At 68.1% G+C, this 25,453-nt stretch carries 20 protein-coding genes and 1 pseudogene; 11 read left to right on the top strand and 10 right to left on the bottom strand.

Annotated features, from left to right (window positions below):
* Nucleotides 1-7: 7 nt before the first annotated feature.
* From lptC to AC3WRC_RS04955, 6 genes are all read left to right on the top strand, one after another.
* Nucleotides 8-667, top strand: coding sequence for an LPS export ABC transporter periplasmic protein LptC (gene lptC, locus AC3WRC_RS04980; protein WP_055806398.1), 660 nt, complete (start codon nucleotides 8-10; stop codon nucleotides 665-667).
* A 2-nt stretch (nucleotides 668-669) separates the two neighbouring features.
* A complete protein-coding gene (locus AC3WRC_RS04975) occupies nucleotides 670-1,158 on the top strand; it encodes an LptA/OstA family protein (protein WP_235551277.1) in 489 nt (162 codons plus the stop codon).
* Nucleotides 1,159-1,187: 29 nt separating this feature from the next.
* Nucleotides 1,188-1,979 (top strand): LPS export ABC transporter ATP-binding protein, encoded by a 792-nt coding sequence (gene lptB, locus AC3WRC_RS04970; protein ID WP_174087076.1) that lies wholly within the window; start codon nucleotides 1,188-1,190, stop codon nucleotides 1,977-1,979.
* Between the two features lie 234 nt (nucleotides 1,980-2,213).
* Nucleotides 2,214-3,713, top strand: coding sequence for an RNA polymerase factor sigma-54 (rpoN, locus tag AC3WRC_RS04965; RefSeq protein WP_492303111.1), 1,500 nt, complete (start codon nucleotides 2,214-2,216; stop codon nucleotides 3,711-3,713).
* 74 nt (nucleotides 3,714-3,787) lie between these two features.
* Entirely contained in the window at nucleotides 3,788-4,432 is a 645-nt protein-coding gene (gene hpf / locus AC3WRC_RS04960; protein ID WP_039244953.1) for a ribosome hibernation-promoting factor, HPF/YfiA family, read from the top strand.
* 78 nt (nucleotides 4,433-4,510) lie between these two features.
* Nucleotides 4,511-4,978 (top strand): PTS sugar transporter subunit IIA, encoded by a 468-nt coding sequence (locus tag AC3WRC_RS04955; RefSeq protein WP_492303110.1) that lies wholly within the window; start codon nucleotides 4,511-4,513, stop codon nucleotides 4,976-4,978.
* Nucleotides 4,979-5,022: 44 nt separating this feature from the next.
* Here the strand turns inward: AC3WRC_RS04955 and AC3WRC_RS04950 are convergent, their stop codons facing one another.
* The 5 genes from AC3WRC_RS04950 to AC3WRC_RS04930 form a co-directional block, all read right to left on the bottom strand.
* Complete coding sequence (locus tag AC3WRC_RS04950; RefSeq protein ID WP_017506777.1) at nucleotides 5,023-5,274, bottom strand: DUF1150 family protein; 252 nt, start codon at nucleotides 5,272-5,274, stop codon at nucleotides 5,023-5,025.
* Between the two features lie 64 nt (nucleotides 5,275-5,338).
* Entirely contained in the window at nucleotides 5,339-5,776 is a 438-nt protein-coding gene (locus AC3WRC_RS04945; protein ID WP_492303109.1) for an Hsp20 family protein, read from the bottom strand.
* A 115-nt stretch (nucleotides 5,777-5,891) separates the two neighbouring features.
* The gene (locus AC3WRC_RS04940; RefSeq protein ID WP_492303108.1) at nucleotides 5,892-7,205 is read right to left on the bottom strand and encodes an ammonium transporter; all 1,314 of its coding nucleotides are present in this window, start codon (nucleotides 7,203-7,205) and stop codon (nucleotides 5,892-5,894) included.
* Between the two features lie 29 nt (nucleotides 7,206-7,234).
* Nucleotides 7,235-11,746, bottom strand: a complete 4,512-nt coding sequence (gene gltB / locus AC3WRC_RS04935; RefSeq protein ID WP_492303107.1) for a glutamate synthase large subunit — start codon at nucleotides 11,744-11,746, stop codon at nucleotides 7,235-7,237.
* Nucleotides 11,743-13,170: an NAD(P)-dependent oxidoreductase gene (locus tag AC3WRC_RS04930; RefSeq protein WP_492303106.1), complete on the bottom strand. Its 1,428-nt coding sequence runs from the start codon at nucleotides 13,168-13,170 to the stop codon at nucleotides 11,743-11,745. Before AC3WRC_RS04930 ends, gltB begins: the two co-directional genes overlap by 4 nt.
* Before the next feature lie 232 nt (nucleotides 13,171-13,402).
* Here AC3WRC_RS04930 and AC3WRC_RS04925 point away from each other — a divergent pair, with 232 nt between their 5' ends.
* Nucleotides 13,403-15,817, top strand: coding sequence for a membrane-bound PQQ-dependent dehydrogenase, glucose/quinate/shikimate family (locus tag AC3WRC_RS04925; protein ID WP_492303105.1), 2,415 nt, complete (start codon nucleotides 13,403-13,405; stop codon nucleotides 15,815-15,817).
* Between the two features lie 52 nt (nucleotides 15,818-15,869).
* On the opposite strand, the gene AC3WRC_RS04920 is transcribed toward AC3WRC_RS04925, so the two are convergent.
* From AC3WRC_RS04920 to proB, 4 genes are read right to left on the bottom strand one after another with little or no spacing between them, the layout of a single operon-like run.
* Nucleotides 15,870-16,205, bottom strand: a complete 336-nt coding sequence (locus AC3WRC_RS04920; protein WP_055754038.1) for a type II toxin-antitoxin system PemK/MazF family toxin — start codon at nucleotides 16,203-16,205, stop codon at nucleotides 15,870-15,872.
* Nucleotides 16,192-16,407, bottom strand: coding sequence for an AbrB/MazE/SpoVT family DNA-binding domain-containing protein (locus AC3WRC_RS04915; RefSeq protein WP_055754039.1), 216 nt, complete (start codon nucleotides 16,405-16,407; stop codon nucleotides 16,192-16,194). The genes AC3WRC_RS04920 and AC3WRC_RS04915 overlap by 14 nt, the downstream gene beginning before the upstream one ends.
* Nucleotides 16,408-16,449: 42 nt before the next feature.
* Nucleotides 16,450-17,712 carry a glutamate-5-semialdehyde dehydrogenase gene (locus AC3WRC_RS04910; protein ID WP_492303104.1) on the bottom strand — a complete coding sequence of 421 codons (1,263 nt, stop codon included), beginning with the start codon at nucleotides 17,710-17,712 and terminating at the stop codon, nucleotides 16,450-16,452.
* Nucleotides 17,709-18,866, bottom strand: a complete 1,158-nt coding sequence (proB, locus tag AC3WRC_RS04905; RefSeq protein ID WP_492303103.1) for a glutamate 5-kinase — start codon at nucleotides 18,864-18,866, stop codon at nucleotides 17,709-17,711. The genes AC3WRC_RS04910 and proB overlap by 4 nt, the downstream gene beginning before the upstream one ends.
* Before the next feature lie 67 nt (nucleotides 18,867-18,933).
* Between proB and AC3WRC_RS04900 the strand changes: the two genes are divergently transcribed.
* The 4 genes from AC3WRC_RS04900 (at nucleotide 18,934) to AC3WRC_RS04885 (ending at nucleotide 24,388) form a co-directional block, all read left to right on the top strand.
* A complete protein-coding gene (locus tag AC3WRC_RS04900) occupies nucleotides 18,934-19,713 on the top strand; it encodes a ZIP family metal transporter (protein ID WP_492303102.1) in 780 nt (259 codons plus the stop codon).
* A 230-nt stretch (nucleotides 19,714-19,943) separates the two neighbouring features.
* Nucleotides 19,944-22,181 (top strand): glycoside hydrolase family 3 N-terminal domain-containing protein, encoded by a 2,238-nt coding sequence (locus tag AC3WRC_RS04895; protein ID WP_492303101.1) that lies wholly within the window; start codon nucleotides 19,944-19,946, stop codon nucleotides 22,179-22,181.
* Between the two features lie 97 nt (nucleotides 22,182-22,278).
* The gene (gene carA / locus AC3WRC_RS04890; protein ID WP_492303100.1) at nucleotides 22,279-23,439 is read left to right on the top strand and encodes a glutamine-hydrolyzing carbamoyl-phosphate synthase small subunit; all 1,161 of its coding nucleotides are present in this window, start codon (nucleotides 22,279-22,281) and stop codon (nucleotides 23,437-23,439) included.
* Between the two features lie 4 nt (nucleotides 23,440-23,443).
* The gene (locus AC3WRC_RS04885) at nucleotides 23,444-24,388 is read left to right on the top strand and encodes a hypothetical protein (RefSeq protein ID WP_492303099.1); all 945 of its coding nucleotides are present in this window, start codon (nucleotides 23,444-23,446) and stop codon (nucleotides 24,386-24,388) included.
* A gap of 10 nt (nucleotides 24,389-24,398) precedes the next feature.
* Here the strand turns inward: AC3WRC_RS04885 and galE are convergent.
* Nucleotides 24,399-25,388, bottom strand: a pseudogene (gene galE / locus AC3WRC_RS04880) (UDP-glucose 4-epimerase GalE); the annotation flags it as partial.
* Nucleotides 25,389-25,453 lie beyond the last annotated feature (65 nt).

The raw sequence follows: 25,453 nt of genomic DNA, 5'->3' as shown, positions 1-25,453 counted from the left end.
GGCGCGCTTGACCGAACACGGCGAACAGTCCCGCATCGAGGCCGACGAGGCCAGGGTCGCCCTGGCCGGCGCCCGCTGGCGTGCGCGCTCGCGGCGGGTGAAGCTTTATCGCCGCGTCCTGCCGATCGTCATCCTGGTGCTGGCGGGCGGCGCCCTGACCTGGACCGTGTTCCGCACCGTCATGTCGGGCGTTGAGCGCAAGGCCAGCCAGAGCCAGGAGGTCCGCCTGGATGCGCCCCTGTTCCACGGTCAGGACGCGCAGGGCCGCGCCTTCACCGTCGGCGCGCAAGGCGCCGTGCGCGATCCCAAGACCGGCAAGTTCAAACTGATCGGCCCGGCGCTGAAGCTGAACCTGGGCGGGCGCAAGGTCACGGAACTGACCGCCGACGGCGGCATCTATGATGAGCAGGCGAAGACGGTGACGATCGGCCCGAACGTGCGCATTTCGGACGGCGGCACGGGCTTTGTCCTGACCACGCCCGAGGCGGTGGTCGACACCTCGACCGGAAACGTCACCGGTTCAAAGGGCGTTCAGGGTTCCGGCCCTATTGGAACCATCAACGCATCGTCCTATGCGATCTACGATCAGGGACAGCGCGTCGTGTTCGACGGCGCAGGCGACAACAAGGTGAAGGGCGTTCTGACGCCCAAGGGGTCAGGCGGATGATCGTGACGAAGATTTCGAAGGCGCTGGCTGTCGTCGCGGCGGCGGCCGTCGTGGGCATGCCGGCCCTGGTGGACGCGCAGGCTCAGGCGACCAATCAGCCCGTCGCCTATGGCGCAGACTCGGTCGAATACGCCCCCAACCGCATCATCCTGCGCGGCCGGGCCGAGGCGACGCAGGGCGGCAACCGCTTTCGCGCCGACACCCTGACCCTGGTCAGCGGCGAGGGCGGCGATCTGCAACGCGCCGAGGCCAGCGGCACCGTCTATTTCGTGACGCCCGACCAGTCGATGCGCGGCGACCGCGCCGTCTACAACCTGGGCAACGGCGAGATCGTGGTGACGGGCAATGTCATCCTGACCCAGGGCAAGAACGTCCTGACCGGCTCGCGCCTGGTCTACAACATCAACACCGAGACCGCTCGCATGGACGGCGCGCCGCGCGGCGCCGCCGGAAGCCGCGTGCAGGGCGTCTTCTATCCCAACTCGAACTGAGGCCGTCTGGCCGTCACGGACCTGAGCATTTGGCGCGCAAGGAACTGTCAGCCCTGAACCTGGATGAGCGGCCGCAACCGGCCGCCGTGGCGCCCGCGCCTGCGGAAAAGGGCCTGCGGGTGATGAACCTGGCCCGGTCGTTCGGCCAGCGTCAGGTCGTGCGCGACGTGTCCCTGACGGTCCAGCGCGGCGAGGTCGCGGGCCTGCTGGGTCCCAACGGGGCCGGCAAGACCACCTGCTTCTACATGATCACCGGCCTGATCCCGCCGGATTCGGGCGCGATCTGGCTGGACGGCGAGAACATCACCGGCCAGCCGATGTATCAGCGCAGCCGCATGGGTCTGGGTTATCTGGCGCAGGAAGCCTCGATCTTTCGCGGCATGACGGTCGAGCAGAACGTCAAGGCGGTGGTCGAGCTGAACTATCCGCGCGACCAGATCCGCGCCGAGACCGACCGGCTGCTGAACGAACTGCACATCGACCATCTGCGCCACGCGCGGGCTACGGCGCTGTCGGGCGGCGAGCGTCGGCGGGTGGAGATCGCGCGGGCGCTGGCCGGGCGGCCGTCCTTCATGCTGCTGGACGAACCCTTCGCCGGCATCGACCCCCTGGCCATCGCCGACATCCGCACCGTGATCCGCTATCTGGCCAGCCAGGGCATCGGCGTGCTGATCACCGACCACAATGTGCGCGAAACCCTGGACATCACCGACCGGGTGTCGATCATCTCGAACGGCGCGGTGCTGTTCGAAGGCACGTCCGACGAGGCGATCCACGACGCCGAAGTGCGCCGGGTGTATCTGGGCGAAAACTACATCTGATCCGCCTCGTCTCCTCTCCGCGCGCAGCGTGGTGGAGGGGTTCTTTGAGCCCCACGAGCGCTAGCGATGCGGTGAAGACCCCCTCCGTCACGGCGCTTGAAGGACGCGCCGCGCCACCTCCCCATGAAATGGGGAGGAGACAAAAAGCGCGTTCGTCTCGCGTTAACCGGTTCGGCGACATTCTGTCCCAGCAAGTTCCGGGCCACTCGGCGGCCCGGCGGGAAGATTTCGAACGTGATCGGGCAACGGTTAGAGGTCAGGCAGGGGCAGGGGCTGGTCATCACGCCCCAGCTGCAGCAGGCGATCAAGCTGCTGCAACTGTCGAACCTCGAGCTGGAGGACTTCGTCGAGGCCGAGCTGGAACGCAATCCGCTGCTGCAACGCGAGGAGCCGGAGGGCGACGCGCCCGAGCCGGTGGAGCGCGTCGAGGCGACGGTGGACGGTGAAATGTCGTTCGGCGACGGGGTCGGCCATGAGGCCGTGTCCGGCATGGATGCGGGTTCGGACGATGTCTATGGCGACGCCGCGCCGGGCGAGCGGACCAGCGACCGGATGACTGACGAAGCCCAGCCGGGCATGTCGGACTGGTCCAGCGCCGGCAAGGGCGGCCAGATGTTCGAGGGCGAGGGCGAGCGGCCCGATGCGCACGAGCTGACCCTCTGGGAACATCTTCAGGCCCAGGCGTCGAGCGCGGGCCTGACGCCGGCCGACCACGGCATCGCCCTGACCCTGATCGATGCGACCGACGAGGGCGGGTATCTGCGGGGGGAATTGACCGAATTCGCCGACAGGCTGGGCGTGCCGCTGGAGCGGATCGAGGCGGTGCTGAGCGTTTGTCACGGCTTCGAGCCGACCGGGATCATGGCGCGGTCGGTGCCGGAATGCCTGAAGCTGCAGCTGATCGAGCGCAATCGGTTCGATCCGGCGATGGCGGCGCTGCTGGACAATCTGGACCTGCTGGCCAAGCGCGATCTGGCGGGCCTGCGCCGCGTCTGCGAGGTCGATGGCGAGGATCTGACCGACATGATCGCCGAACTGCGGGCGCTGACGCCGCGTCCGGGCGCAGGCTTCGGCGGCGAGCCGGCGCAGACGGTCGTGCCCGACGTGCATGTGAGGCCGGACCCCGCCGGCGGCTGGCGGGTCGAGCTGAACGCCGACACCCTGCCGCGCCTGTTGGTCGACAAGCGCTATCACGGCCTGGTTCAGGCCGGCGCGCGATCGGACACCGAAAAGACCTTCGTCGCCGACTGCGCCGCCCAGGCCAACTGGCTGGTCAAGTCGCTGGATCAGCGGGCCAAGACCATTCTGAAGGTCTCATCCGAGATCGTGCGCCAGCAGGACGCCTTCCTGGCCTTCGGCGTCGAGTTCCTGAGGCCGCTCAATCTGAAGACCGTCGCCGACGCCATCGGCATGCACGAATCCACCGTCAGCCGCGTCACCTCGAACAAATACATCGCCACGCCGCGGGGCGTGTTCGAGCTGAAATTCTTCTTCACCGCCGCCATCCAGTCGGTGGATGGCGCATCGACCCATTCGGCCGAAGCCGTCCGTCACAAGATCAAATCCATGATCGACGGCGAGGGGGTTGAGGGTGACGTTTTGTCCGACGACCGGATCGTCGAAATCCTGAAGGAAACGGGCATCGACATCGCCCGCCGCACCGTGGCCAAATATCGGGAAGCCTTGAGGATTCCGTCCTCGGTCGAGCGCCGCCGGATGATGAAGACCGGCTGACATCCACAGCCAAGCGTGACCACAAATCGGTGATCTGGATTGACACCAAATCGGGTCGGGCGCGTTCTATCGGCATGCAAGTCCAAGTCAGCGGCAAGCAAGTGGATGTCGGCGAAGCGTTAGGCTCGCGCATCTCCCAGGAACTCGAAGACGGGGTCGGAAAATACTTCGCCCGAGGCGGTGAAGACGCCGAGGTCGTGGTGTCCAAGGACGGCCACAACTTCAAGGTGGACTGTTGGGTCCGCCTCGCGTCGGGCCAGACCCTGGTGACGACCGGCATGGGCGGCGACGCCCACTCGGCCTTCACTGAGGCGCTGGATCGGCTCGAAAAGCGGGTTCGCCGCTACAAGCGCCGGCTCAAGGACCACCACATCGGACCCAAGGGTCTGTCGCCCGAGAAGACTGAAAACGCCGCCCGCGAAGTCGCACGCAGCATCGTGCTGCGTGATCCCGACAGCGTGGAGGACGACGTCTTCGGCGACGCGAGCGAGAACGACGGTCCGCCGCCGGTGGGCATGGTCATCGCCGAGACCGAGCACGAAATCCGCACCATCACGGTCGGACGAGCCGTGCTGGAACTGGACATGACGGGCTATCCGGTCGTGCTGTTCCGCAACGCGGCGCACGGCGGTCTGGCGGTCGTCTATCGTCGTCCGGACGGGAATGTGGGATGGATCGATCCCGAACGGACCGCCAAGGCCAACGGTTCGGTGAACTAAGCCTCAGTTTGACTTCGGCGCGGTTGTCTCTAAACGGGCGGCCGCGCCGTTGTCTGCTGCGTGTATCGAGGTTGTGTAATGGACATCGGTGATCTGCTCGCGCCCAAGGGCGTGGTGCTGCGCAGCGGCGCGTCGTCCAAGCGACAGGCGCTTCACGCGTTGGCCGAGGCGGCCTCGCATGCGCTGGGCATCGACGAAGCCCGTATTTTCGACGCCTTGATGGAACGCGAGACGCTGGGATCGACCGGGCTGGGATCCGGGGTCGCGGTGCCGCACGCGCGTCTCATCGAGGTCGAGAAGGTGACGGCGGTGTTCGTGCGGCTGGATACGCCTGTGGCCTATGATGCGGTGGACGACCGGCCGGTCGATCTGATCGTCGGCCTGTTCGCCCCGCCCAAGGCGGGCGCCGAGCATCTGCGCGCATTGGCGGCGGTGTCGCGCGCGCTGAGGTCGCCCGAACTGCGGGAACAACTGAGACAGGCGCGCACGACCGATGCGATCCGCGCCCTGTTCGTCAAGGACGCCACAGCCGCGACGGCGGCCTGAACTGCGTCATGAACGGCGGCGCCTGCGCGCCGCCATCCATCAGATCAGTGAACGGAAACCGGCTCCAGCTCGTGCGCCACGGCGGCGGCGAAGGCAGTGTCGCGGTCGATCATGACCGCCAGACGCTCGCCGTCGGCGCTGTGGACGGCATAGAGCATCTGGCCGGGGTTCAGATCCACGTCCTTGATCTCGACCGCCTCTTCAAGCAGGTCCGAGGCCTTGATCTCGCGCACATACACGAGGTCGGGGGCGCCCAGTCCGGCAAAGTCTTCCTTGGTCATCGTCATCGGCGTCATTAGGACCGCCTCCTTCATATTTGACAACGCCCGGATCGCCGGGCGGTTCGAATGGCTGTGGTTTTCAGCCGGCCGCGATGGGCCCGGACGTAATTGGAATCCGCCGCACCTGGCGCTCAGCCTCGGGCCGGATCAGGTCGACGTGCAGCAGGCCATGCTCCAGCTGGGCGCCCTCGACTTCCAGCCCGTCGGCCAGGACGAAGTTGCGAACGAAGCCACGCGCCGCGATGCCGCGGTGCAGAAAGGCCTGTTCACCCCTGCCGGCGTCGTCGCGTTTGCCGGCGATGGTCAGTTGGCGGCCGTCCAAAGTTATGGCCAGTTCTGCGGGCGCGAACCCAGCGACGGCCAGGCTGATGCGGACGCCCGCATCGCCGATCTGTTCGACATTGTAGGGCGGATAGCTTTCGGCCGCGGCCTTGGCGGCGCGGTCGATCAGGGCGCGGGTGTGGTCGAAGCCCAGCAGGAACGGGCTGTCGAACAGGATGGTGCGCGTCGTCGTCATCTGGGGTCCTTGCGTCAGCGACCGAGCGGTCGGTCTCCCGCAATCGGCAAGACCGTCCGTCACAGATGAAGATGGGGGCTGGCGAGGGCGGGATCAACCGGCAGTCCCTGTGGGGTCAGTGGATGGCCTCGCCGTGCTGGGTATAGTCCAGCCCCTCGACCTCTTCGTCCTTGGTGACGCGCAGGCCCGTGGTGAACTTGCAGATCATCAGGACGACGAAGGTGCCGGCCGCGCTCCAGACGATGACGCCGACCAGGCCGACGGCCTGTTTCCACACGGTCGCCCCCTCCGACAGGGCGTTGACGGTCGTGGTGGCGAAGACGCCGGTCAGCAGGGCGCCGACGATGCCGCCGACGCCGTGCACGCCAAACGCATCCAAGCTGTCATCGTATTTCAGCGCGTGCTTCAGCCAGACCGCGCCCGCATAACAGGCCGGGCCGCCGATCAGGCCGATGAAGAAGGCCCCCTTGGGATCGACGAAGCCGGCGGCGGGGGTGATGGCGACCAGACCGCCGACGACGCCCGACAGCAGGCCAAGCAGAGTCGGGCGCTTGCGGTCGAACCATTCGACGGTCATCCAGCCCAGAGCCGCGCTGCCGGCGGCTAGGATCGTATTGAACGCGGCGGTGGCGGCCAGCGCATCCGCCGCGCCCGCCGATCCAGCGTTGAAGCCCAGCCAGCCGACCAGCAGCAGGCCGGTGCCGATGGCGCTATAGACCAGGTTGGCGGGGGCCATGTTGTCGCGCCCGAAGCCGTGACGCGGCCCCAGCACCAGCGCGCAGACCAGGCCGGCGATCCCGGCGTTGACGTGGACGACCGCGCCGCCCGCGAAGTCGAGCACGCCCAGCCCGCCCAGATAGCCGCCGCCCCACACCTGATGACAGATGGGCGCATAGACGATCAGATGCCAAAGACCAAAGAACAGCAGGCTGGCCGAGAACTTCATCCGCTCGGCGAAGGCGCCCGCGATCAGGGCCGGGGTGATGATGGCGAAGGTCATCTGGAAGGCGACGAACAGCAGTTCGGGCAGGCCGGGCAGCAGGCTGTGGGCCGTCTGGGCGGTGACGCCGTTCAGGAAGGCCGCTTGCACCCCGCCGATGAAGCCATTGGCCGCCTCCGGTCCCTTGCCGAACGACAGGCTGTAGCCGACCAGGAACCACAGGACCGAGACGATGGCGAAGGCGGCCGCCGACTGGGCGACGACGCTGATGATGTTCTTCTTGCGCACCATGCCGCCGTAGAACAGCGCCAGGCCCGGCAGGGTCATCAGCAGCACCAGCGCCGTCGAGGTCAGGATCCAGGCCGTCGCCGCCGTATCGATGACCAGCGGCGCCTGATGCGCCAGCAGGGCCGGTGCGGCGAGAACCGGAGACGCGAAGGCCGCCGCCCCGGCGACGAGTGTGACGGCAAGGGCGGCGGATCGGGTCATGGCGGCTTTCTAAGGCAGGCGGTTCGGTGTCAGGCGGAGGTCTTCAGGCGTTCCGTGCGGGCGACGATGTCGGTCAGGGGCACGATGCGGACGAAGCGGTTCAGGCTGTTGTCCCAATCCGCCAGCAGACGCCGCGCCAGAGGCGAGGCCGTCGCGACCAGATGGGCTTCGATCAGGCCCTTCAGTCGATCGGCCGCCTGTGCGTCAATGTCGGTCACGCCCGCCAGGTCGCCGTTCAGGGCGCGCTCGGCATGGCCCGGCTGGTCCAGCACGAACAGCTCGCCGCCGCTCATGCCCGCCGCCAGGTTCCAGCCGACCGAACCCAGGACGACCACGCGTCCGCCGGTCATATATTCGCAGCCGTGCGCGCCCAGGCCCTCGACCACGGCCGCGGCGCCGGAGTTCCTGACCGCAAACCGCTCGCCCGCCGCGCCGGCGACGAACAGACGGCCCGAGGTCGCGCCATACAGTGTGGTGTTGCCGCAGATCAGCTGATCCTCGCGCCATTCCGGCGTGCGGATCGAGATTTCGGCGCCCGACAGCCCCTTGCCAACATAGTCGTTGGCCTCGCCGGTCAGGTGCAGTTCCAGACCCTTGGCCGCAAAGGCGCCGAAGCTCTGACCTGCGATGCCTTCCAGTCGCAGCTTCAGCCGGCCGGCGGGCCCTTGCGCGCCGAAGCGGCGCACGATGGCCGAGGACAGGGCCGCGCCGACCGTGCGCTGGGTGTTGTTCAGCGGATAGGACAGCTCCAGCGTCTGGCCGCGATCCAGGAAACGCACGGCGTCCTTCAGCACGGCGGCGTCCAGGCTGTCGGCGATGGGCTTGCGGATCGTCTTGTCGGCCCATTTGCCGGCCGCGCCCTCGTCCACCTGAACCAGCAGGGGGTTCAGGTCCAGGTCGTCCAGGTGCGAGCCGCCGCGACGGACCTGACGCAGCAGATCAGTGCGGCCGATGATCTCGTCCATCGTGCGCGCGCCGATGGAGGCCAGGATTTCTCGCGTCTCCTCGGCGATGAAGGTGAACAGGTTCACCACCTTGTCAGGCGTGCCGGTGAACTTCTCGCGCAGCCGCTCGTCCTGGGAGCAGACGCCGACGGGGCAGGTGTTGGAATGGCACTGCCGCACCATCAGACAGCCCATGGCGATTAGGGCGGCGGTGCCGACGCCGTATTCCTCGGCGCCCAACATGGCGGCGATGACCACGTCGCGGCCGGTGCGGACGCCCCCATCGGTCCTCAGCGTGACCGAGCCGCGCAGATTGTTCAGCGTCAGCACCTGGTGGGCCTCGGCCAGGCCGATCTCCCACGGCAGGCCTGCGTGCTTGATCGAGGTCTGGGGCGAGGCGCCGGTGCCGCCGTTGTGGCCGGCGATCAGGATGGCGTCAGCGTTGGCCTTGGCCACGCCCGAGGCGATGGCGCCGATGCCCGAGGCGGACACCAGCTTCACCGTCACCCGCGCATCGGGGTTGATGGCCTTCAGGTCGTAGATGAGCTGGGCCAGGTCCTCGATCGAATAGATGTCGTGGTGCGGCGGCGGCGAGATTAGAGTCGTGCCGGGCACGGCGTGGCGCATCCGGGCGATGAACTCGGTGACCTTGAAGCCGGGCAACTGCCCGCCCTCGCCGGGCTTGGCGCCTTGCGCGACCTTGATCTCGATCTCGCGGCACTGGTTCAGATATTCGGCCGTGACGCCGAACCGGCCCGAGGCAACCTGTTTCACCGCCGAGTTGGCGTCGTCGCCGTTCGGACGCGGATGATAGCGTTCGGGATCCTCTCCGCCCTCGCCCGAGACCGAGCGGGCGCCGATGCGGTTCATGGCGATGTTCAGCGTCTCGTGCGCCTCGGGGCCGAGCGCGCCCAGCGACATGGCCTGGGTCAGGAAGCGGCGGCGGATGTCCGACACGCTCTCGACCTGGTCCAGCGGAATGGCCGTGCCTTCGCGGAAGTCCAGGAGGTCGCGCAGGGACAGGTCAGCCTGGGCGCGGACGACCTCGGAGAACTGTTTGAAGCGTCGGTAGTCGCCGCGGTTGCAGGCGTCCTGCAGCAGGTGGATGGTCTTGGCCTCGTGGGCGTGAGCCTCGCCGCCCGAACGGATCTTGAAGAAACCGCCGATGGCTGGGGAAGGGACAGCCTCGCCCCAGGCGATGCGGTGCCGCTTCATCGCCGCCTGCTCCAGACCGGCCAGGCCGATGCCGGAGATGCGCGACGGGGCGCCGGGGAAGAACTCGGCGGTCAGGGCGCGCGACAGGCCCAGCACCTCGAACTCGCAGCCGCCGCGATAGGCGGAGATGACGCTGATCCCCTTGCGGGCCAGGGTCTTCAGCAGGCCCGCCTCGATGCCGGCCTTGTAGTTCAGGCAGGCGTCGCGCAGCGTCAGGCCGGGATACAGGCCCCGGTCCAGACGTTCCTGGAACAGGTCCTGGGCTAGCCAGGCGTTGACGGTGGTGGCGCCGACCCCGACCAGGACCGCGAACCCGTGCGGGTCCAGCGTTTCGGCGGTGCGGACCACGATCGAGCAGTAGGAGCGCAGGCCCGCCTTGGTCAGGCGGCCGTGGACCCCGGCGGTGGCCAGGATCATCGGTGCGGCCAGCCGATCCGCCGACCCGGCCTGGTCGGTCAGCACGATCAGGGCCGCGCCGTCGCGGGCGGCGGCCTCGGCCTCGTTCATGATGCGGTCCAGGGCGGCGCGCAAGGCCACGCCCGGACGGGCCTCGTCCGAGGGAACGTCATAGCTGCAGTCGATGACCACGGTGGAGCCGGCGCCGACCGTGTCGATCATCCGCTCATACATGCCGTTGGTCAGGACGGGGCTGTCCAGCACGAAGACATCGGTCTGGGCCTCTTCCTCGGCCAGGATGTTGCCCAGGTTTTTGAACCGGGTCTTCAGGCTCATGGCCCCCGCTTCGCGCAGCGGGTCGATCGGCGGATTGGTGACCTGGCTGAAGTTCTGGCGGAAGTAATGCGATAGCGGACGCGGCAGGGCCGAGAGCACAGCGGGTGGGGCGTCGTCGCCCATGGAGCCGACCGCCTCCTTGCCGTCACGGACCAGGGCGTCCAGCAGCAGGTCGAGGTCCTCGCGGCTGTAGCCGGCGGCGATCTGGCGGCGGGTCAGAGCCTCGCCCGAGGCCGAGCGCGGCTCGGGTCCGGGGCCGATGATCGGCTCCAGATCGACCATATTGTCCAGCCACTCGGTATAGGGGTGGGCGGCGGACAGGGCGTCGATGGCCTCATGCTCGTCATAGACGCGGCCATGCTTCAGATCGACGGCGATCAGCTTGCCGGGGCCGATGTGCAGGCGGCGCTTCACCCGGCTCTCGGGGATCGGCACCAGGCCGGCTTCGGAGCCTGCCATCATCAGGCCGTCGACGGTTTCCACGGCGCGCAGGGGACGCAGGCCGTTGCGGTCCTTGCCCGCCACGATCCATCGGCCGTCGGCGGCGCAGATGGCGGCCGGGCCGTCCCACGGCTCCATCACCGCGTTGCAATAGGCGTAGAAGGCCCGGTGTTCGGCGGGCATGACCACGTCGTCCTTGGCCCAGGCCTCGGGGATCAGCAGGGCCTTGGCCATCGGCGCAGGGCGACCGGCGTGGACCAGCACCTCCATGACATTGTCCAGGGCCGCCGAGTCCGACCCGCCCGGCTGAACCACCGGCTTCACCTCGCGGTCGCGGTCGCCGAAGGCCTGTGCGGCCATGCGGATTTCGTGCGACTTCATCCAGTTGAGGTTGCCCTTCAGCGTGTTGATCTCGCCGTTGTGGGCCATCATGCGGAAGGGCTGGGCCAGCTTCCATTCGGGGAAGGTGTTGGTCGAATAGCGCTGGTGGAAGACCGCGTAGGCCGAGACGAAGCGCGGGTCTTCCAGGTCGGGATACAGGTCGCCCAGCAACTCGGCCCGCACCATCCCCTTGTAGGCGATGGAGCGCGCGGACAGGGTGCAGATATAGACGCCGGCCAGGTTCTCGGTCTTGACCGTCTTTTCGATGCGGCGGCGGCACAGATACAGTTCGCGCTCCAGCGCCTCGCCGTCCAGCGGTTGGCCCGCGTCGTCCAGCGGCGGGGCCAGCATGATCTGCTCGATCTCGGGCCGGGTCGCGCCGGCCTTGGTCCCCACGACCGACAGGTCGATGGGCGTCTGGCGCCAGCCATAGATCCAGAAGCCGGCGCGCAGGGCCTCGGTCTCGACGATGGCGCGGGCGCGGTCCTGGGCGCCCAGGTCGGTGCGCGGCAGGAAGACCTGACCGACGCAGATGGGCCCAGGACGCAGGGACTGACCGATCGAGGTTACCTGTTCGGCGAAGAAGCCCTGGGGCAGTTCGGCCATGATGCCGGCCCCGTCGCCCGATAGGCCGTCAGGATCGACCGCGCCGCGGTGGGCCACGGCCTTCAGGCTGCGGATCGCATATTCGACCACGTCGCGGCGCGGCGTGCCGTCGATGGAGCAGACCAGGCCGACGCCGCAGGCGTCGCGCTCCGAGGCGCGGTCATAGGCGTTGCCGGCTTCCAGCCGGTCACGGGTTTGTTCGTATTTGTTCAGCCAGGTCATGCCGCGACCTCCTCGGTGCGGGTCTTGAAGTAGCGGTCGATCTCGGCGGCGGCGTCCTGGCCTTCGCGGACGGCCCAGACGACGAGCGAGGCGCCGCGCACGGCGTCGCCGGCGGCGAAGACGCCGGGCAGGCTGGTGGCGAAGCTGACCGAACCCACCTTGATGGTGCCGTCGTCGCGTAGGCGCAAATTGGCCTCATGCGCCGCGAACGGCTCGGGCGAGAAGCCCAGGGCCTCTATGACGATGTCGGCCGGCACGTCGAAGTCGGCGCCGGGAACCGGCACGATGTCGCGACGCTGGCCCGGAGCGGCCTCGGTCAGCTGGATGCGGGCGGCGCGCACGCCCGTGACCTGGTCGCCTTGCGACAGCAGGGCCTTGGGTGCGGCCAGCCATTCGAAGACGACGCCTTCTTCCTCGGCGTTGACGACTTCGCGGGCCGAGCCCGGCATGTTCTCGCGATCACGACGATACAGGCAGGTGACGCTGGCTGCGCCTTGCCGGACGGCGGTGCGGACGCAGTCCATCGCGGTGTCGCCGCCGCCGATGACGACGACCCGCTTGCCGCGCGCCTCGTGCCAGCCGTCCTGTTCGGCGTCGCCCAGGTCGCGCCGGTTCTGATGGGTCAGATAGGACAGGGCGGCGACGGTCGAGTCGGGCCCGCGACCGGGAGCGGACAGGATGCGCGGCTGATAGACGCCCATAGCCAGCAGGACGACGTCGTGGCGGTCGCGCAGCTCGGTCAGGGTTACGTCCTTGCCGACCTCGCAGCCCAGCACAAACTGGACGCCGCCATCGATCAGCCGATCCACGCGACGCTGCACGACGTGCTTTTCCAGCTTGAAGCCGGGAATGCCGTAGATCAGCAGGCCGCCAGCGCGGTCGTGGCGATCATAGACCGTGACCTGATAGCCCTCGCAGCGCAGGCGGTCGGCGGCGGCCATACCGGCCGGGCCGGCGCCGACGATGCCGACGGTTTCGCCGCGTTCGGCCGCCGGGCGGATCGGCTCGACCCAGCCGTTGGCGAAGGCCTGGTCGCCCAGCCAGGCCTCGACCGAGCCGATGGTCACGGCGTCCCAGCCGGACTGGTTCAATGTGCAAGATCCTTCGCACAGCCGGTCCTGCGGGCAGATGCGGCCGCAGATTTCGGGCATGGTCGAGGTCAGGGACGCGACGCGCCAGGCCTCGCGCGGCTCGTTCTCGGCCGACAGGCGCAGCCAGTCGGGAATGTTGTTCTGAAGCGGGCAGGCGTTCTGGCAGAAGGGCACGCCGCAGTCGGTGCAGCGCGACGCCTGTTTCTCGGCCGTCTCGGTGGAGGGCGGAATCGTGATCTCCCCGAAACCGCGTGCACGCAGTTCGGCCGAGGCCTTGGACAGGCGGCGGGGTTCGACGACGAATGTCCCGCCTTGCTTCAGGGTCTTATGCATATCTCGCATATGCCGCAAACGACGCGTTAGAGGCAAATATTATTGCCGCGAGGCGTTCTCAGCGAAACAAAAAGAATAAATCATCCAATCGGACGCGTTTTGTCGTCAAAAGTTGCTGATGGTGGCCGTTTGCGCCGCAACAGGATTTTGTTCCAGGGGTGCGACAATAGGAACCGGCGCAGTCTCAAGGCGTTCGAAAGACTGATTTCAGCAGACCACAGAGAGTGCGCCCATGCCCCGATGGACAACCCCGACCGGCCTTGGGGGATGGCTGACGTTGCTGCTCGGGATCCTGCTGGCCGTGATCGGTCTGGTGCTGACGGTCGGCGGCGTGCAGCTCGCGATGCTGGGCGGCTCCTGGTATTATCTGATCGCGGGCCTGGCGCTGATCGTGTCGGGCCTTCTGCTTGTCTATCGCGACGTGCGCGGGGCCTGGCTCTATGGCGCGGTCTTCGTCGCCACGGTGATCTGGGCGCTGTGGGAGAAGGGCCTGAACGGTTGGGCCATGATCCCGCGCCTGGTCGGGCCGCTGGTGCTGATGTTCCTGGTGCTGGCGACGCTGCCGGTATTGCGGTCGCGCGGCGGCGGCAAGACGGCGGGCCTCGGCGCGCTCGGGCTGGCGGCCCTGACGGTCGTGTTCGGCCTGGTGGTCGGACAGATCAACGCGCCCGGCGTCGATAGCCCGGTGCCCGGCGCGCGGGGACCATTCGGTGATCCCGCCCTGATCAAGGCCGGCCTGGACTGGCCCGCCTATGGCGGATCAAACGCCGCTCAGCGTTATTCGCCGCTGAATCAGATCAACAAGACCAACGTCGGGCAGCTGGAGCGGGCGTGGACCTTCCGCACCGGCGATCTGCCCGGCGAACGCTTCGGCGCCGAGACCACGCCGCTGAAGATCGCCGACACCGTCTATCTCTGCTCGGGTCGCAACAAGATGTTCGCCCTGGACGCCAACACCGGCCGGCAGAAATGGGCCTATGATCCCAAGGTGGCGGACGAACAAATCCCCTACACCGCCGCCTGCCGGGGCGTGACCTATTACGCCGCGCCCAACGTCGATCAGGCCCAGCCCTGCGCGACGCGCATCATCGAAGGCACGCTGGACGGCCGCATCATCGCAGTCGATGCGCGCACCGGCGTGCCTTGCCCCGCCTTCGGAACCAACGGCGCCGTCAGCATCAAGGAAGGGATGGGCAATCCCTATCCCGGCATGGTTTCGATCACATCGCCGCCAGTGGTCGTGCGCGGCGTCATCGTGACGGGCCATCAGGTTCTGGACGGCCAGAAACGCTGGAACGCCTCGGGTGTGATCCAGGGCTATGACATCATCACGGGCCAACTGCGCTTCGCCTGGGACATGATGCGTCCCGACATCACCACCGCCCCGCCGGCCGGTCAGACCTACACGCCGGGCACGCCGAACATGTGGACGACGGCGACGGGCGACGAAGCCCTGGGCTTGGTCTATCTGCCGATGGGCAACTCGGCCGCCGACTACTATTCGTCGCTGCGCCGGCCCCAGGAAAACCAGTATTCCAGCGCCCTGGTCGCGCTGGACGTCACGACGGGCAAGCCGCGCTGGAGCTATCAGACCGTCCGCCGCGACGTTTGGGACTATGACCTGGGTTCGCAGGTTACGCTGGTCGACATGCCGACCGCAGGGGGCGTGACGCCTGCGGTGATCCTGCCATCCAAGCGCGGCGAAATCTTCGTGCTGGATCGCCGCACGGGCCAGCCCCTGCACGGCGTTCAGGATCGTCCGGCCCCGCGCGGCGGCGTCGAACCGGCCCAGCGCGCGGCGACCCAGCCCTATTCGCTGTTCAACACCCTGGCCAAGCCTGACCTGCGCGAAGTCGACATGTGGGGCATGTCGCCGATCGATCAGATGATCTGCCGCATCCAGTTCAAGAAGGCGTCGTATCAGGGCCAGTTCACACCCCCGACCGCCGACCGTCGCTTCATCGAATATCCGGGCTACAACGGCGGTTCCGACTGGGGCAGCGTGGCGCTGGATCCGCGTCGCGGCGTGATCATCGCCAACTATAACGACATGCCCAACTACAATCGTCTGGTGCCGCGAGCCGAGGCGAACAAGCTGGGCTGGTTCCCCCGTGACGACCCTCGCTATCAGGCCGAGACGAACGGCGAGGGCGCCAAGGCCGAGGGCGCGGGCGATCCGCAGATGGGCGTGCCCTATGCGATCGACGTCAATGCCGGCTGGCGGATGCCCTTCACCGGCCTGCTGTGCAAGGAGCCTCCGTACGGCGGCATCCGGGCCATCGACGTGCAAAGCGGCAAGACCCTGTGGGACCGTCCGTTCGGCACGGCCCGCAAAAACGGCCCGTTCGGCATCCCCTCGATGCTGCCGCTGGAGATCGGCACGCCGAACAACGGCGGATCGGTGGTCACGGCGGGCGGTCTGATCTTCATCGCCGCAGCGACCGACGACCTGATCCGCGCCATCGACATCGAGACGGGCAAGACCGTTTGGTCTGACGTCCTGGCCGCCGGCGGCCAGGCGAACCCGATGATCTACGAACAGAACGGCCGCCAGTATCTGGTGATCGTCGCCGCCGGCCATCACTTCATGGAAACGCCGGAGGGCGATTACGTAATCGCTTATGCTTTGCCCAAGCGCAAAGCGTAAGCTCTCTCGCTGGGCCTATCGCGCTTCGCGCTGCTTGAGGCCGAACTGAACGTCAAAGGCTGGCGCGGATGGTATCCATCGTCCGCGCCAGCCGCTCTTCGTCGATGCGGCCAAGGCGCGTCGCGACGGCGGCGTCGATCGTGGCGATCTTGGTTGGCCGGATGACAGACGGCGCGGGCAGGCCGGCGTCGGCATAGGTGTCGCCGAATGGCACATCGTCAGCCCACGGTCGGTTATCGGCGCTTGTGATCATCACGACCCACAAAAGCCGGTCGCCGTCGCCCAGCAGCCCATCGGAAACGACCAGGGCCGGGCGATGCTGACGGGTGCTGCGGTCGGTATAGGGAAAAGGGACGCGGACAACGTCGCCGCGCTCAAAGTCCGGCATAGGCCTTGTGGTCCGCGTCGCCGTCCCATTCATCGAACGCCGCAAACGGATCTTCCGCAGGCGCACGTCGGGCCTTGCGCATGATCACCCGATCGCCGTCCAGATCGTATTGCAGTTCGTCGCCGTCCTGCAGGCTGAGCGCGGCGCGCACGGCCTGAGGGATGGTCGTTTGGGCCTTGGATGTCAGGCGGCTCTTGATCATCCGATGAAGGTAAGGAATTTCCTTACCGACGGCAAGTCGGGCTCAGGGCCTGACCTGCCCCTGGCCGCGCACGACGTATTTGTAGGTGGTCAGCTGTTCCGCGCCGACCGGCCCCCGTGCGTGGAGGCGGTTGGTAGAGATGCCGATTTCGCCGCCGAAGCCGAACTCGCCGCCGTCGGCGTACTGGGTCGAGGCGTTGATCAGGACGATGGCGCTGTCGACCTTCGACGCGAACCTTTCGGCGGCCTCGGCGTCAGTGGTGACGATAGCCTCGGTGTGGCCCGAGCCGTAGCGGGCGATGTGGTCGGTCGCGGCGTCCAGGTCCTGGACGACGTGGACTGAGAGGATCGGGGCCAGATATTCGGTGGTCCAGTCGGCCTCGGTCGCGGGCGTCATGGCGGGGACTAAGGCGCGGGCGTCGGCGTCGCCGCGGAGTTCGCAGCCGGCGGCGATCAGGTCGGCGGCGACGGGGGGCAGCAGGCGCTGGGCCGCCGCCCGATCCACCAGCAGGGTCTCGGTCGCGCCGCAGACCGAGACGCGGCGCATCTTGGCGTTCAGGACGATGGCGCGGGCGGTCTCAAGATCGGCGGCCTCATGCAGATAAGTGTGGTTCAGTCCCTCCAGATGGCTAAGCACGGCGGTTCGCGCATCGGCCTGGACACGAGCGACCAAGCTCTTGCCGCCGCGCGGCACGATGACGTCGATGGCGCCGTTCAGACCGGTCAGCATCAGGCCGACCGCCTCACGGTCGGGGGTGTCGACCAGTTGCACCGCATCGGCGGGCAGGCCGGCCTCGGCGAGGGCTTCGGCGATCAACGCCGCGATGGCCAGCGACGACTGCAGGCAGTCCGAACCGCAGCGCAGGATGGCGGCATTGCCCGAGCGGATACACAGGGCGGCGGCGTCGGCGGTGACGTTTGGGCGGCTCTCGTAGATCACGCCCAGCACGCCGATCGGGGTGCGGACGCGGGCGATGTCCAGGCCGTTGGCGGGGGTCCAGCGTTCGGTCTCGACGCCCAGCGGATCGGGCACGGCGGCGATGGTCGCCACCGCCTCGGCCATGCCGGCGATGCGGGCGGGGCTCAGCGACAGCCGGTCGATCAGGGCCTCGGTCATGCCGTTCGCGCGGGCGGACTCGACATCGCGAGCGTTGGCGGCGAGGAGGGCGGGTTCGGCGGCCGTCAGTTTTGCAGACAGGAGTTCCAGCACGCGGGTGCGGGCGGCGGCGGGGGCTTCGCGCAAGAGCACGGCGGCGGCGCGCGCGCGCCGGCCTAGGTCGAGCATTCGGGTCTTCAGGTCGGTCATCGGTCGTCCAGCACCATGTCGTCGCGGTGGATCAGGACCGAGGCCCCGCGATAGCCCAGCAGGGTCTCGATCTCGTCCGAGCGGCGGCCGCGAAGGTGCGCGGCCTCGTCGGCGGCGTAGGCGGCCAGACCCACGCCGACGGCCCGACCATTCGGGTCGATCAGACGCACGCAGTCACCCTTTTCGAAGCCGCCGGACACGCCCGTCACCCCGGCAGGCAGCAGGCTCTTGCCCGCCTTCAGCGCCGTGACAGCCCCGGCGTCCAGCGTCAGGACCCCCGTTGGCGACAGGCTGCCGGCGATCCACTGTTTGTAGGCGGCCATCGGCCCGTCGGGGGCGGCGATCAGGGTGGCGCGGGCGCCGTCGCGAATGGCGCTGAGCGGCGACAGGGTCTGGCCCGAGGCGATGATGGTGGCGCAACCCGCCGAGCGCGCGATCTGGGCCGCCGCCAGCTTGGTCGCCATGCCGCCGGTCCCCACGCCCGCATCGGCGTTGGCGCCCCCGCCCATGGCCAGGATGTCGGGGCTAAGCGTCTCGATAAAGGGCAGGTGGGCGGCGTCCGGATCGCGGCGCGGGTCGGCGGTGTAGAGGCCGTCCACGTCCGACAGCAGGATCAGCAGGTCCGCTCGCGCCAGCTGGGCCGTGCGCGCCGCCAGCCGGTCGTTGTCGCCGTAACGGATTTCCTCGGTCGCCACCGTGTCGTTCTCGTTGACGATGGGGATGACGCCGTGGGTCAGCAGGGCCTGGATGGTCGCGCGGGCGTTCAGCCACCGCCGACGGCGTTCGGTGTCGTCGCGTGTCAGCAGAACCTGGCCCGCGATCAGGCCGTGCGGGTCCAGCGCCCCGGACCAGGCCGCCATCAGCAGCGACTGTCCGACCGAGGCCGCCGCCTGCTTGTCCTCCAGCCGCGCGCCCAGGTTCGGCAGTCGGCCGCGCCCAAGGGCTATGGAGCCGGACGAGACGACGATGACCTCGCGTCCCTCGGCCTTCAGCGCCGCCAAGTCCGAGGCGACGGCCGCCAGCCAGTCGCGCGTCGGTTGACGCGTTGCGGCGTCGATCAGCAGGGACGAACCGATCTTGACCACGACCCGCCGAGCGGCGCCCAGCGCCGACGCAGCGTTCGGGCCGACGGGAAGGGCGGCGCGCTGGGACATGAAGCCTTCTCTAACGCCACGGTTCGGGCTTGTCTCTTGCCGTGTCTCGCCGCAATGCAGACGAATGATGGAATCCCTTTCCCCCATCGCCGCAGGCGGTCTGGGCAGTCTGGCGGCGGGCATGATGACGGCGGTGGGCGCCGTGCCTCTGCTGTTCTTCCGCAAGGCGGGGGTGCAGACCCAGAGCGCGCTGCTGGGTTTCGCCGCCGGGGTCATGTTGGCGGCCTCCTTCTTCTCGCTGATCATTCCCGGCGTGGACGTGTTGCAGGCGGGCGGGGCCAGCCAGGCGGCGGCGGCCGGCGTCATGGCGGCGGCGGTGCTGATCGGGGCGACGGTGATCGGCCTGATGAACCGGTTCGCGCCGGTGGACATGCTGGCCATCGGACCGGCGGGATCGCGCGACCTGTCGCGGCGCATCTGGCTGTTCATCATCGCCATCACCCTGCACAACTTCCCCGAGGGCGCGGCCGTGGGCGTCAGCTTCGGCGGCGGCGACATGCATCAGGGACTGTCCACGGCGCTCGGCATCGGCATCCAGAACATGCCCGAGGGGCTGGCGGTGTCGGCGGCGATGGCGACCCTGGGATACGGCCGCTGGCCGGCGTTCGCGGCGGCGCTGGCTTCAGGCCTGGTCGAGCCGGTCGGCGGGTTGATCGGCGCCAGCGTGGTCGATCTGCTACCCGGCGCCCTGCCGTGGGGGCTGGGCCTGGCGGCGGGCGCGATGATCTATGTCGTCACCGCCGAGATCATTCCCGAGACCCGCGAGAAGTCGAAGGGCGAAGGGTCGATGATCGGCCTGATGATCGGCCTGGTCGGAATGATGTTCCTGGACATCGCCCTGGGATGATGGCGACGAAACGCGGCGTGACCGCGCAGCGGGGCGTTACATCGATTTACATGGCAGGCGGGGGTTGAAGCCTTCGGGGCCGAGAGGCTAGGCCTCTCGCTTCGCTGCTCGATTGTCCCCCGAAAGGAGCGCCAGCCTAAATGACGCGACCTCTCAAGCCTGCGGCTTCCCGTAGAAATTTCTTGTCTGGCCTGGGGCTTTTGGCCCTGATGGGCGCCGGAGTGTTCCCCATGCCTGTTTCCGCCCAAGCGTCCCGCACCGTCGCCCGTCACCGCCAGAAGATCGAGGATCTGATCGCGGCCATGACGGTCGAGGAGAAGGCGGGCCAGCTGAACCTGCTGGCCGATCCGTTCCGCTGGATGCCGACGGCGGTGAACCCGCTGGACGGCACGGGCGATCCCGCGCGCGTCACCGCCCTCATCCGCGAAGGCAAGGTCGGGTCGCTGTTCAACGGCATCGGCGCCGAGGCGGGCCGTCGCATCCAGCGCGTGGCGATGGAAGAGAGCCGGCTGAAGATCCCGCTGCTGTTCGCGGCGGACGTGATCCACGGCCTGTCGACCATCTTCCCCGTGCCTCTTGCCGAGGCGGCGGCCTTCGACACCGAACTGGCCCGGCGCACGGCGCGGGCCGCGGCGGTCGAGACGGCGGCGTCGGCGGTTCACCAGACCTACGCCCCCATGGTGGACGTGGCGCGCGACCAGCGTTGGGGCCGCAACGTCGAGGGCGCGGGCGAGGATGTTCTACTGAACAACCTGCTCGCCGCCGCCCGCGTGCGCGGCTTCCAGGGCGAAAAGGGTCTGGACGACCGTGACGCGGTACTGGCCACCGCCAAACATATGGCCGCCTATTCCGCCGCCGTCGGCGGGGTCGAATACAACACCACCGACATGAGCGAGCAGACGCTGCGCGGGGTCTTCCTGCCCCCGTTCAAGGCCTCCGTGGACGCCGGCGCCTTGTCGATCATGAGCGCGTTCAACGACGTCAACGGCGTGCCGGCGTCGGGCAGCCGCAAGCTGCTGACCGACATCCTGCGCGGCGAATGGGGCTTCGAGGGCTTCGTCGTCTCCGACTACACCTCCGAGCAGGAGCTGGTGGCCCACGGCTTCGCCGAGGACGGCCGCGACGCCGCCCGCCTGGCCTTCAACGCCGGGGTCGATGTGTCGATGGTGTCGGGTCTTTATCTGGAACATCTGCCCGGCCTGGTCGCGTCGGGCGAAGTGTCGATGGCGCGTCTGGACGAGGCGGTGCGCCGCGTCCTGAACACTAAGGCGGCGCTGGGCCTGTTCGACGATCCCTATCGCGGCACCGATCCGGTGCGTGAAAAGGCGGTGGTCGGGTCGCGCGAACACGTCGAACTCTCGCGCGAGGCGGGCCGCAAGTCGGTCGTGCTGCTGAAGAACGACAACGGCCTGTTGCCGCTGAAGAAGAGCCAGAAGATCGCCTTGGTCGGCCCGTTCGCCGACGACGTGGACAATGTCTGGGGGCCGTGGACCATCTGGGGCGCGCCCGAGCGACGCGTTTCGCTGGAGGCGGGCTTCCGCGCGGCCATGAGCGATCCGCAGAACCTGACCCTCGCACGCGGCTCGGGCGTCGAGACGCCGCTGGACGGCGGGATCGAGCAGGCCATCGCCGCCGCCCGCGACGCCGAGGTCATCGTCCTGGCCATCGGCGAGGCGACCAACATGTCGGGCGAGGCCCAGTCGCGCACCGAGATCGTGGTGCCCGCGCCGCAGGTCGCCTTGGTCGACGCCATGGCGGCGCTGGGCAAGCCCATGGTCATCCTGCTGAGGAACGGCCGGGCGCTCGCGCTGGAAGGCAATGTGAAGAACGCCCAGGCCATCGTCGTGACCTGGTTCCTGGGCGAACAGATGGGCCATGCCGTCGCCGACGTCCTGTTCGGCGATCACGGCCCGTCGGCGCGCCTGCCGGTCAGCTTCCCGCACAAGTCGGGCCAGCAGCCCTATTCCTACGACCGCAAGACCACCGGCCGCCCGGCCAACCCCGATCTGGCGAGCGAGGAATACAAGGCCCGCTATCGCGAGACGACCAATACGGCGCTTTATCCCTTCGGCTACGGCCTAACCTATGGCGCGATCAGCTATGGGCCGGTCGAGATGGAGAGCGACAAGCTGGCCTGGTCCGGCACGCTGGATCTGGCCGTGACCGTGACCAACACCGGACCGCATCCGGCCGAGGAGCTGGTGCAGCTCTATATCCACGACCGGGTCGCCAGCCTGACCCAGCCTGGCCGATTGCTGAAGGACTTCAAGCGCGTGTCGCTGAAGCCGGGCCAGAGCACGAAGGTGAGCTTCACCCTGAACGCCCGCCAACTGGGCTTCATCGGCGCGGACGAGACCTGGCGCATCGAGCCCGGCCTGTTCGACGTCTGGCTGGCGCCGCACGCCCAGGGCGGGGCGAAGGCGACGTTCCAGCTGATCGGTCCGGCGTCGATCACCGACGGTCGGTGACGCGCGCCACGTTGACGGGGCAGGCGGCAGGGCTTAACGACGCCGCCGTTTGCCTTCGGCCTTCGTATCGGCCGGATTCGATTTTAGGAGCGCGCCCATGACGACGAAGATTCTTCCGGGCGCCACCGGCGTTCTCGCGCTCGCAGACGGCACCATCCTGCAGGGCATCGGCGTGGGCGCCGTCGGCTCGGCCCTGGGCGAGGTGGTCTTCAACACCGCCATGACCGGCTATCAGGAAATCCTGACCGACCCGTCCTACATGAGCCAGATCCTGGCCTTCACCTTCCCGCACGTCGGCAATGTGGGGACCAATGTCGAAGACATCGAGCAGATGGGCGGCGGGTCCGACACCTCGGCGCGGGGCGCCATCTTCCGCGACGTGCCGACCGATCCGGCCAACTATCGCTCGGACGCCAGTTTCGACGACTGGATGAAGCGGCGCGGCGTCGTGGGTCTGGCCGGGGTCGACACCCGCGCCCTGACCAAGATCATCCGCGACAAGGGCGCGCCTCACGCCGTCATCGCGCACGACCCGGACGGAAACTTCGACCTGGAGGCCCTGGTGGCTCAGGCCAAGGGCTGGACCGGGCTGGTCGGTCTGGACCTGGCCAAGCCCGCCTCCACCCTGCAGGCGTTCGAATGGAACGAGGGTCTGTGGGACTGGCCGGAAGGTCACCCCAAGACCGAAGGCCGCAAGGACGTGGTCGTCATCGACTACGGCGTGAAGCGCAACATCCTGCGCGCTCTGGCCTCAACCGGCGCGCGCATCACCGTGGTCCCGGCCACGACGACGGCGGAAGAGGTTCTGGCCCGCAATCCCGACGGCGTGGTCCTGTCCAACGGTCCGGGCGATCCGGCCGCGACGGGCGAATACGCCGTGCCTGAAATCCAGAAGCTGGTCGCCAGCGGCAAACCGTTGATGGGCATCTGCCTGGGCCACCAGATGCTGGCCCTAGCGCTCGGCGCCAAGACGGTGAAGATGGATCAGGGCCACCACGGCGCCAACCATCCGGTCAAGGATCTGACCACCGGCAAGGTCGAGATCGTGTCGATGAACCACGGCTTCACAGTCGATCGCGACAGCCTGCCGGACGCCGTGACCGAAACCCACGTCAGCCTGTTCGACGGCACCAACTGCGGCATCGCGGTCAAGGACAGGCCGATCTTCAGCGTCCAGCACCACCCCGAGGCCTCGCCCGGGCCGACCGACAGCCTGTATCTGTTCGACCGGTTCGCCGATCTGATGGGCGCGCGCTGAGGCCATGAAACAGGGGGCGGTTCGGTCGGACTATCTGGACTGGCTGGCCGAGGCGTTCGAGGTCGGTCGCCGGTTTACGCCCCTGCCGGACGGCGATGTCGTCGTCGGCTACGCCACCGGATACGACGCGGCCGACATCGCGCCCTTCGTCCTGTCGCTGCGGGCCGTGTTCCAGGGGCCCGTGGCCCTGGTGGTCGACGCCGAACCGGATTTGCGCGCCTTTCTGGCCCAGCATCGGGTGACCGCCGTCGATGCGCCGGTCTGGCGCGGATGGGCGCCGCATCCGGTGATGCAGCGGTTCGTGGCCTTCGCCGGTCTGCTGGGCGACCGACCCGGCGCCGCCTTGGCCTGCGACGTGCGCGACGTGATCTTTCAGGCGCCGCCCTTCGATCCGGCGCCTGAGGGCCTTGAGGCCTATGTCGAGGCCGAGACGCCGCTGGCCGATCATGCCTTCAACATGAAGTATCTACGCGCCCTGTTCGGCGACGCCCAGGCGCGGCAGCTGGCCGACAAGGCCTGTCTGTGCGTCGGCACCCTTGTCGGGCCGCGCGCCGAGGTCTCGCGCCTGTCGCGACTGATTCTATCGCTGGCGGCGACGCCGCGATCCGAGATCGGCGGGGCGTTCGGCGCCGATCAGGCGGCCTTCAACATGGCGATCCATCAGGATCTGACGGCGATGACCGTGCGCCCCAACTATGGTCGCGTGGCGACCCTGGGCCTGACGCCCGGCGAGACGCTGAAGTTCGAAGGCGGCAAGGTCGTCAATCCCGACGCCAGCGTCAGCCCCATCGTCCATCAGCATGATCGCCATCCGCATCTTGAAGCGCCGGTCCACGCGCTGTGGGGTGGCGGGCTGGAACTGCGTCGGCGGGTAAGGCCCAAGTCGGCGGGGCAGAAGTTCGAAAAGCTGACAGCCTCGCTGCGCCGCCGGATGCCCGAACTGCGCTGAGCCGGCTGTGCCAGGCCCAGGCGCTGGCGACGATGGAAGGCAGGTCCGACTGGCGTGGCGCAAAGCCCAGCGCGTGACGCGCCAGGGTGATGTCCGACACAAGATGCGGCGGGTCGCCCGCGCGGCGCGCTCCAGCCACGTCGGGCAGACGAAGACCGCTGTGGTTCGTGATCGCGTTCAGCACCTGCCGCACCGAATGGCCCTGGCCGGCGCCCAGATTACAGGCGAAGAAGCCGCGTCGGTCGCCGAGCAACTGGGTCAGGGCGGCGAGGTGGCCCAGAGCTAGGTCGCAGACGTGGACATAGTCGCGCACCGCTGTGCCGTCGGGCGTGGGGTAGTCGGTCCCATGAACGGCGAAGTCGTCGATTTGGCCGCGCAAGGCCATCATCGCGCGTGGGATCAGATGGGTCTCGACCGGCCGATCTTCGCCGATCAGGCCTGACGCCGAGGCGCCGCTGGCGTTGAAATAACGCAGCGCGATGATGTTCAGCCCATGCGCGGCGCTGGCGTCCGACAGGATCTGCTCGCAGCTTAGTTTGGAGCGGCCATACGGGGTGACGGGGGCCAGCGGCGTCGCCTCGGTGATCGGATTTTCGCCGGGATCGCCATAGACCGCGCAGGTGCTGGAAAAGACGAGCCGGTTCACACCCGCTTCCCGCATCCCGCCCAGCAGGCCGAACAGACCGCCGACATTGTTGCGGTAGTAGTCCAGCGGCGTGCGCACCGATTCAGGGACCACGGACGAGCCGGCGAAATGCATGACGGCGCGGATGTCGTGGGCGACCAGGGTGTGGCGCACCTTGTCTGCATCCCAGACATCGCCCTCGACCAGCGGTCCCCAGCGCACGAACCGGCGCCGGCCGGTCGACAGATTGTCATAGGTGACGGGCCGATAGCCGGCGGCCGCAAGGGCCTCGCACACATGGGCGCCGATATAGCCCGCGCCGCCCGTGACCAGGATCGCCTTCGCAGATGTCAGCGCCGATCCGACTTCGCCCATCCGCTCTTGTCGGATACCAAGGGTCGGTAAATCAACCCCAAATCACCTGCGTGTGTATTCAGGGA

The organism is Brevundimonas sp. EU05-FHT14B07 (assembly GCF_058790795.1).
This window is presented reverse-complemented; position numbering and strand designations above follow the sequence as displayed.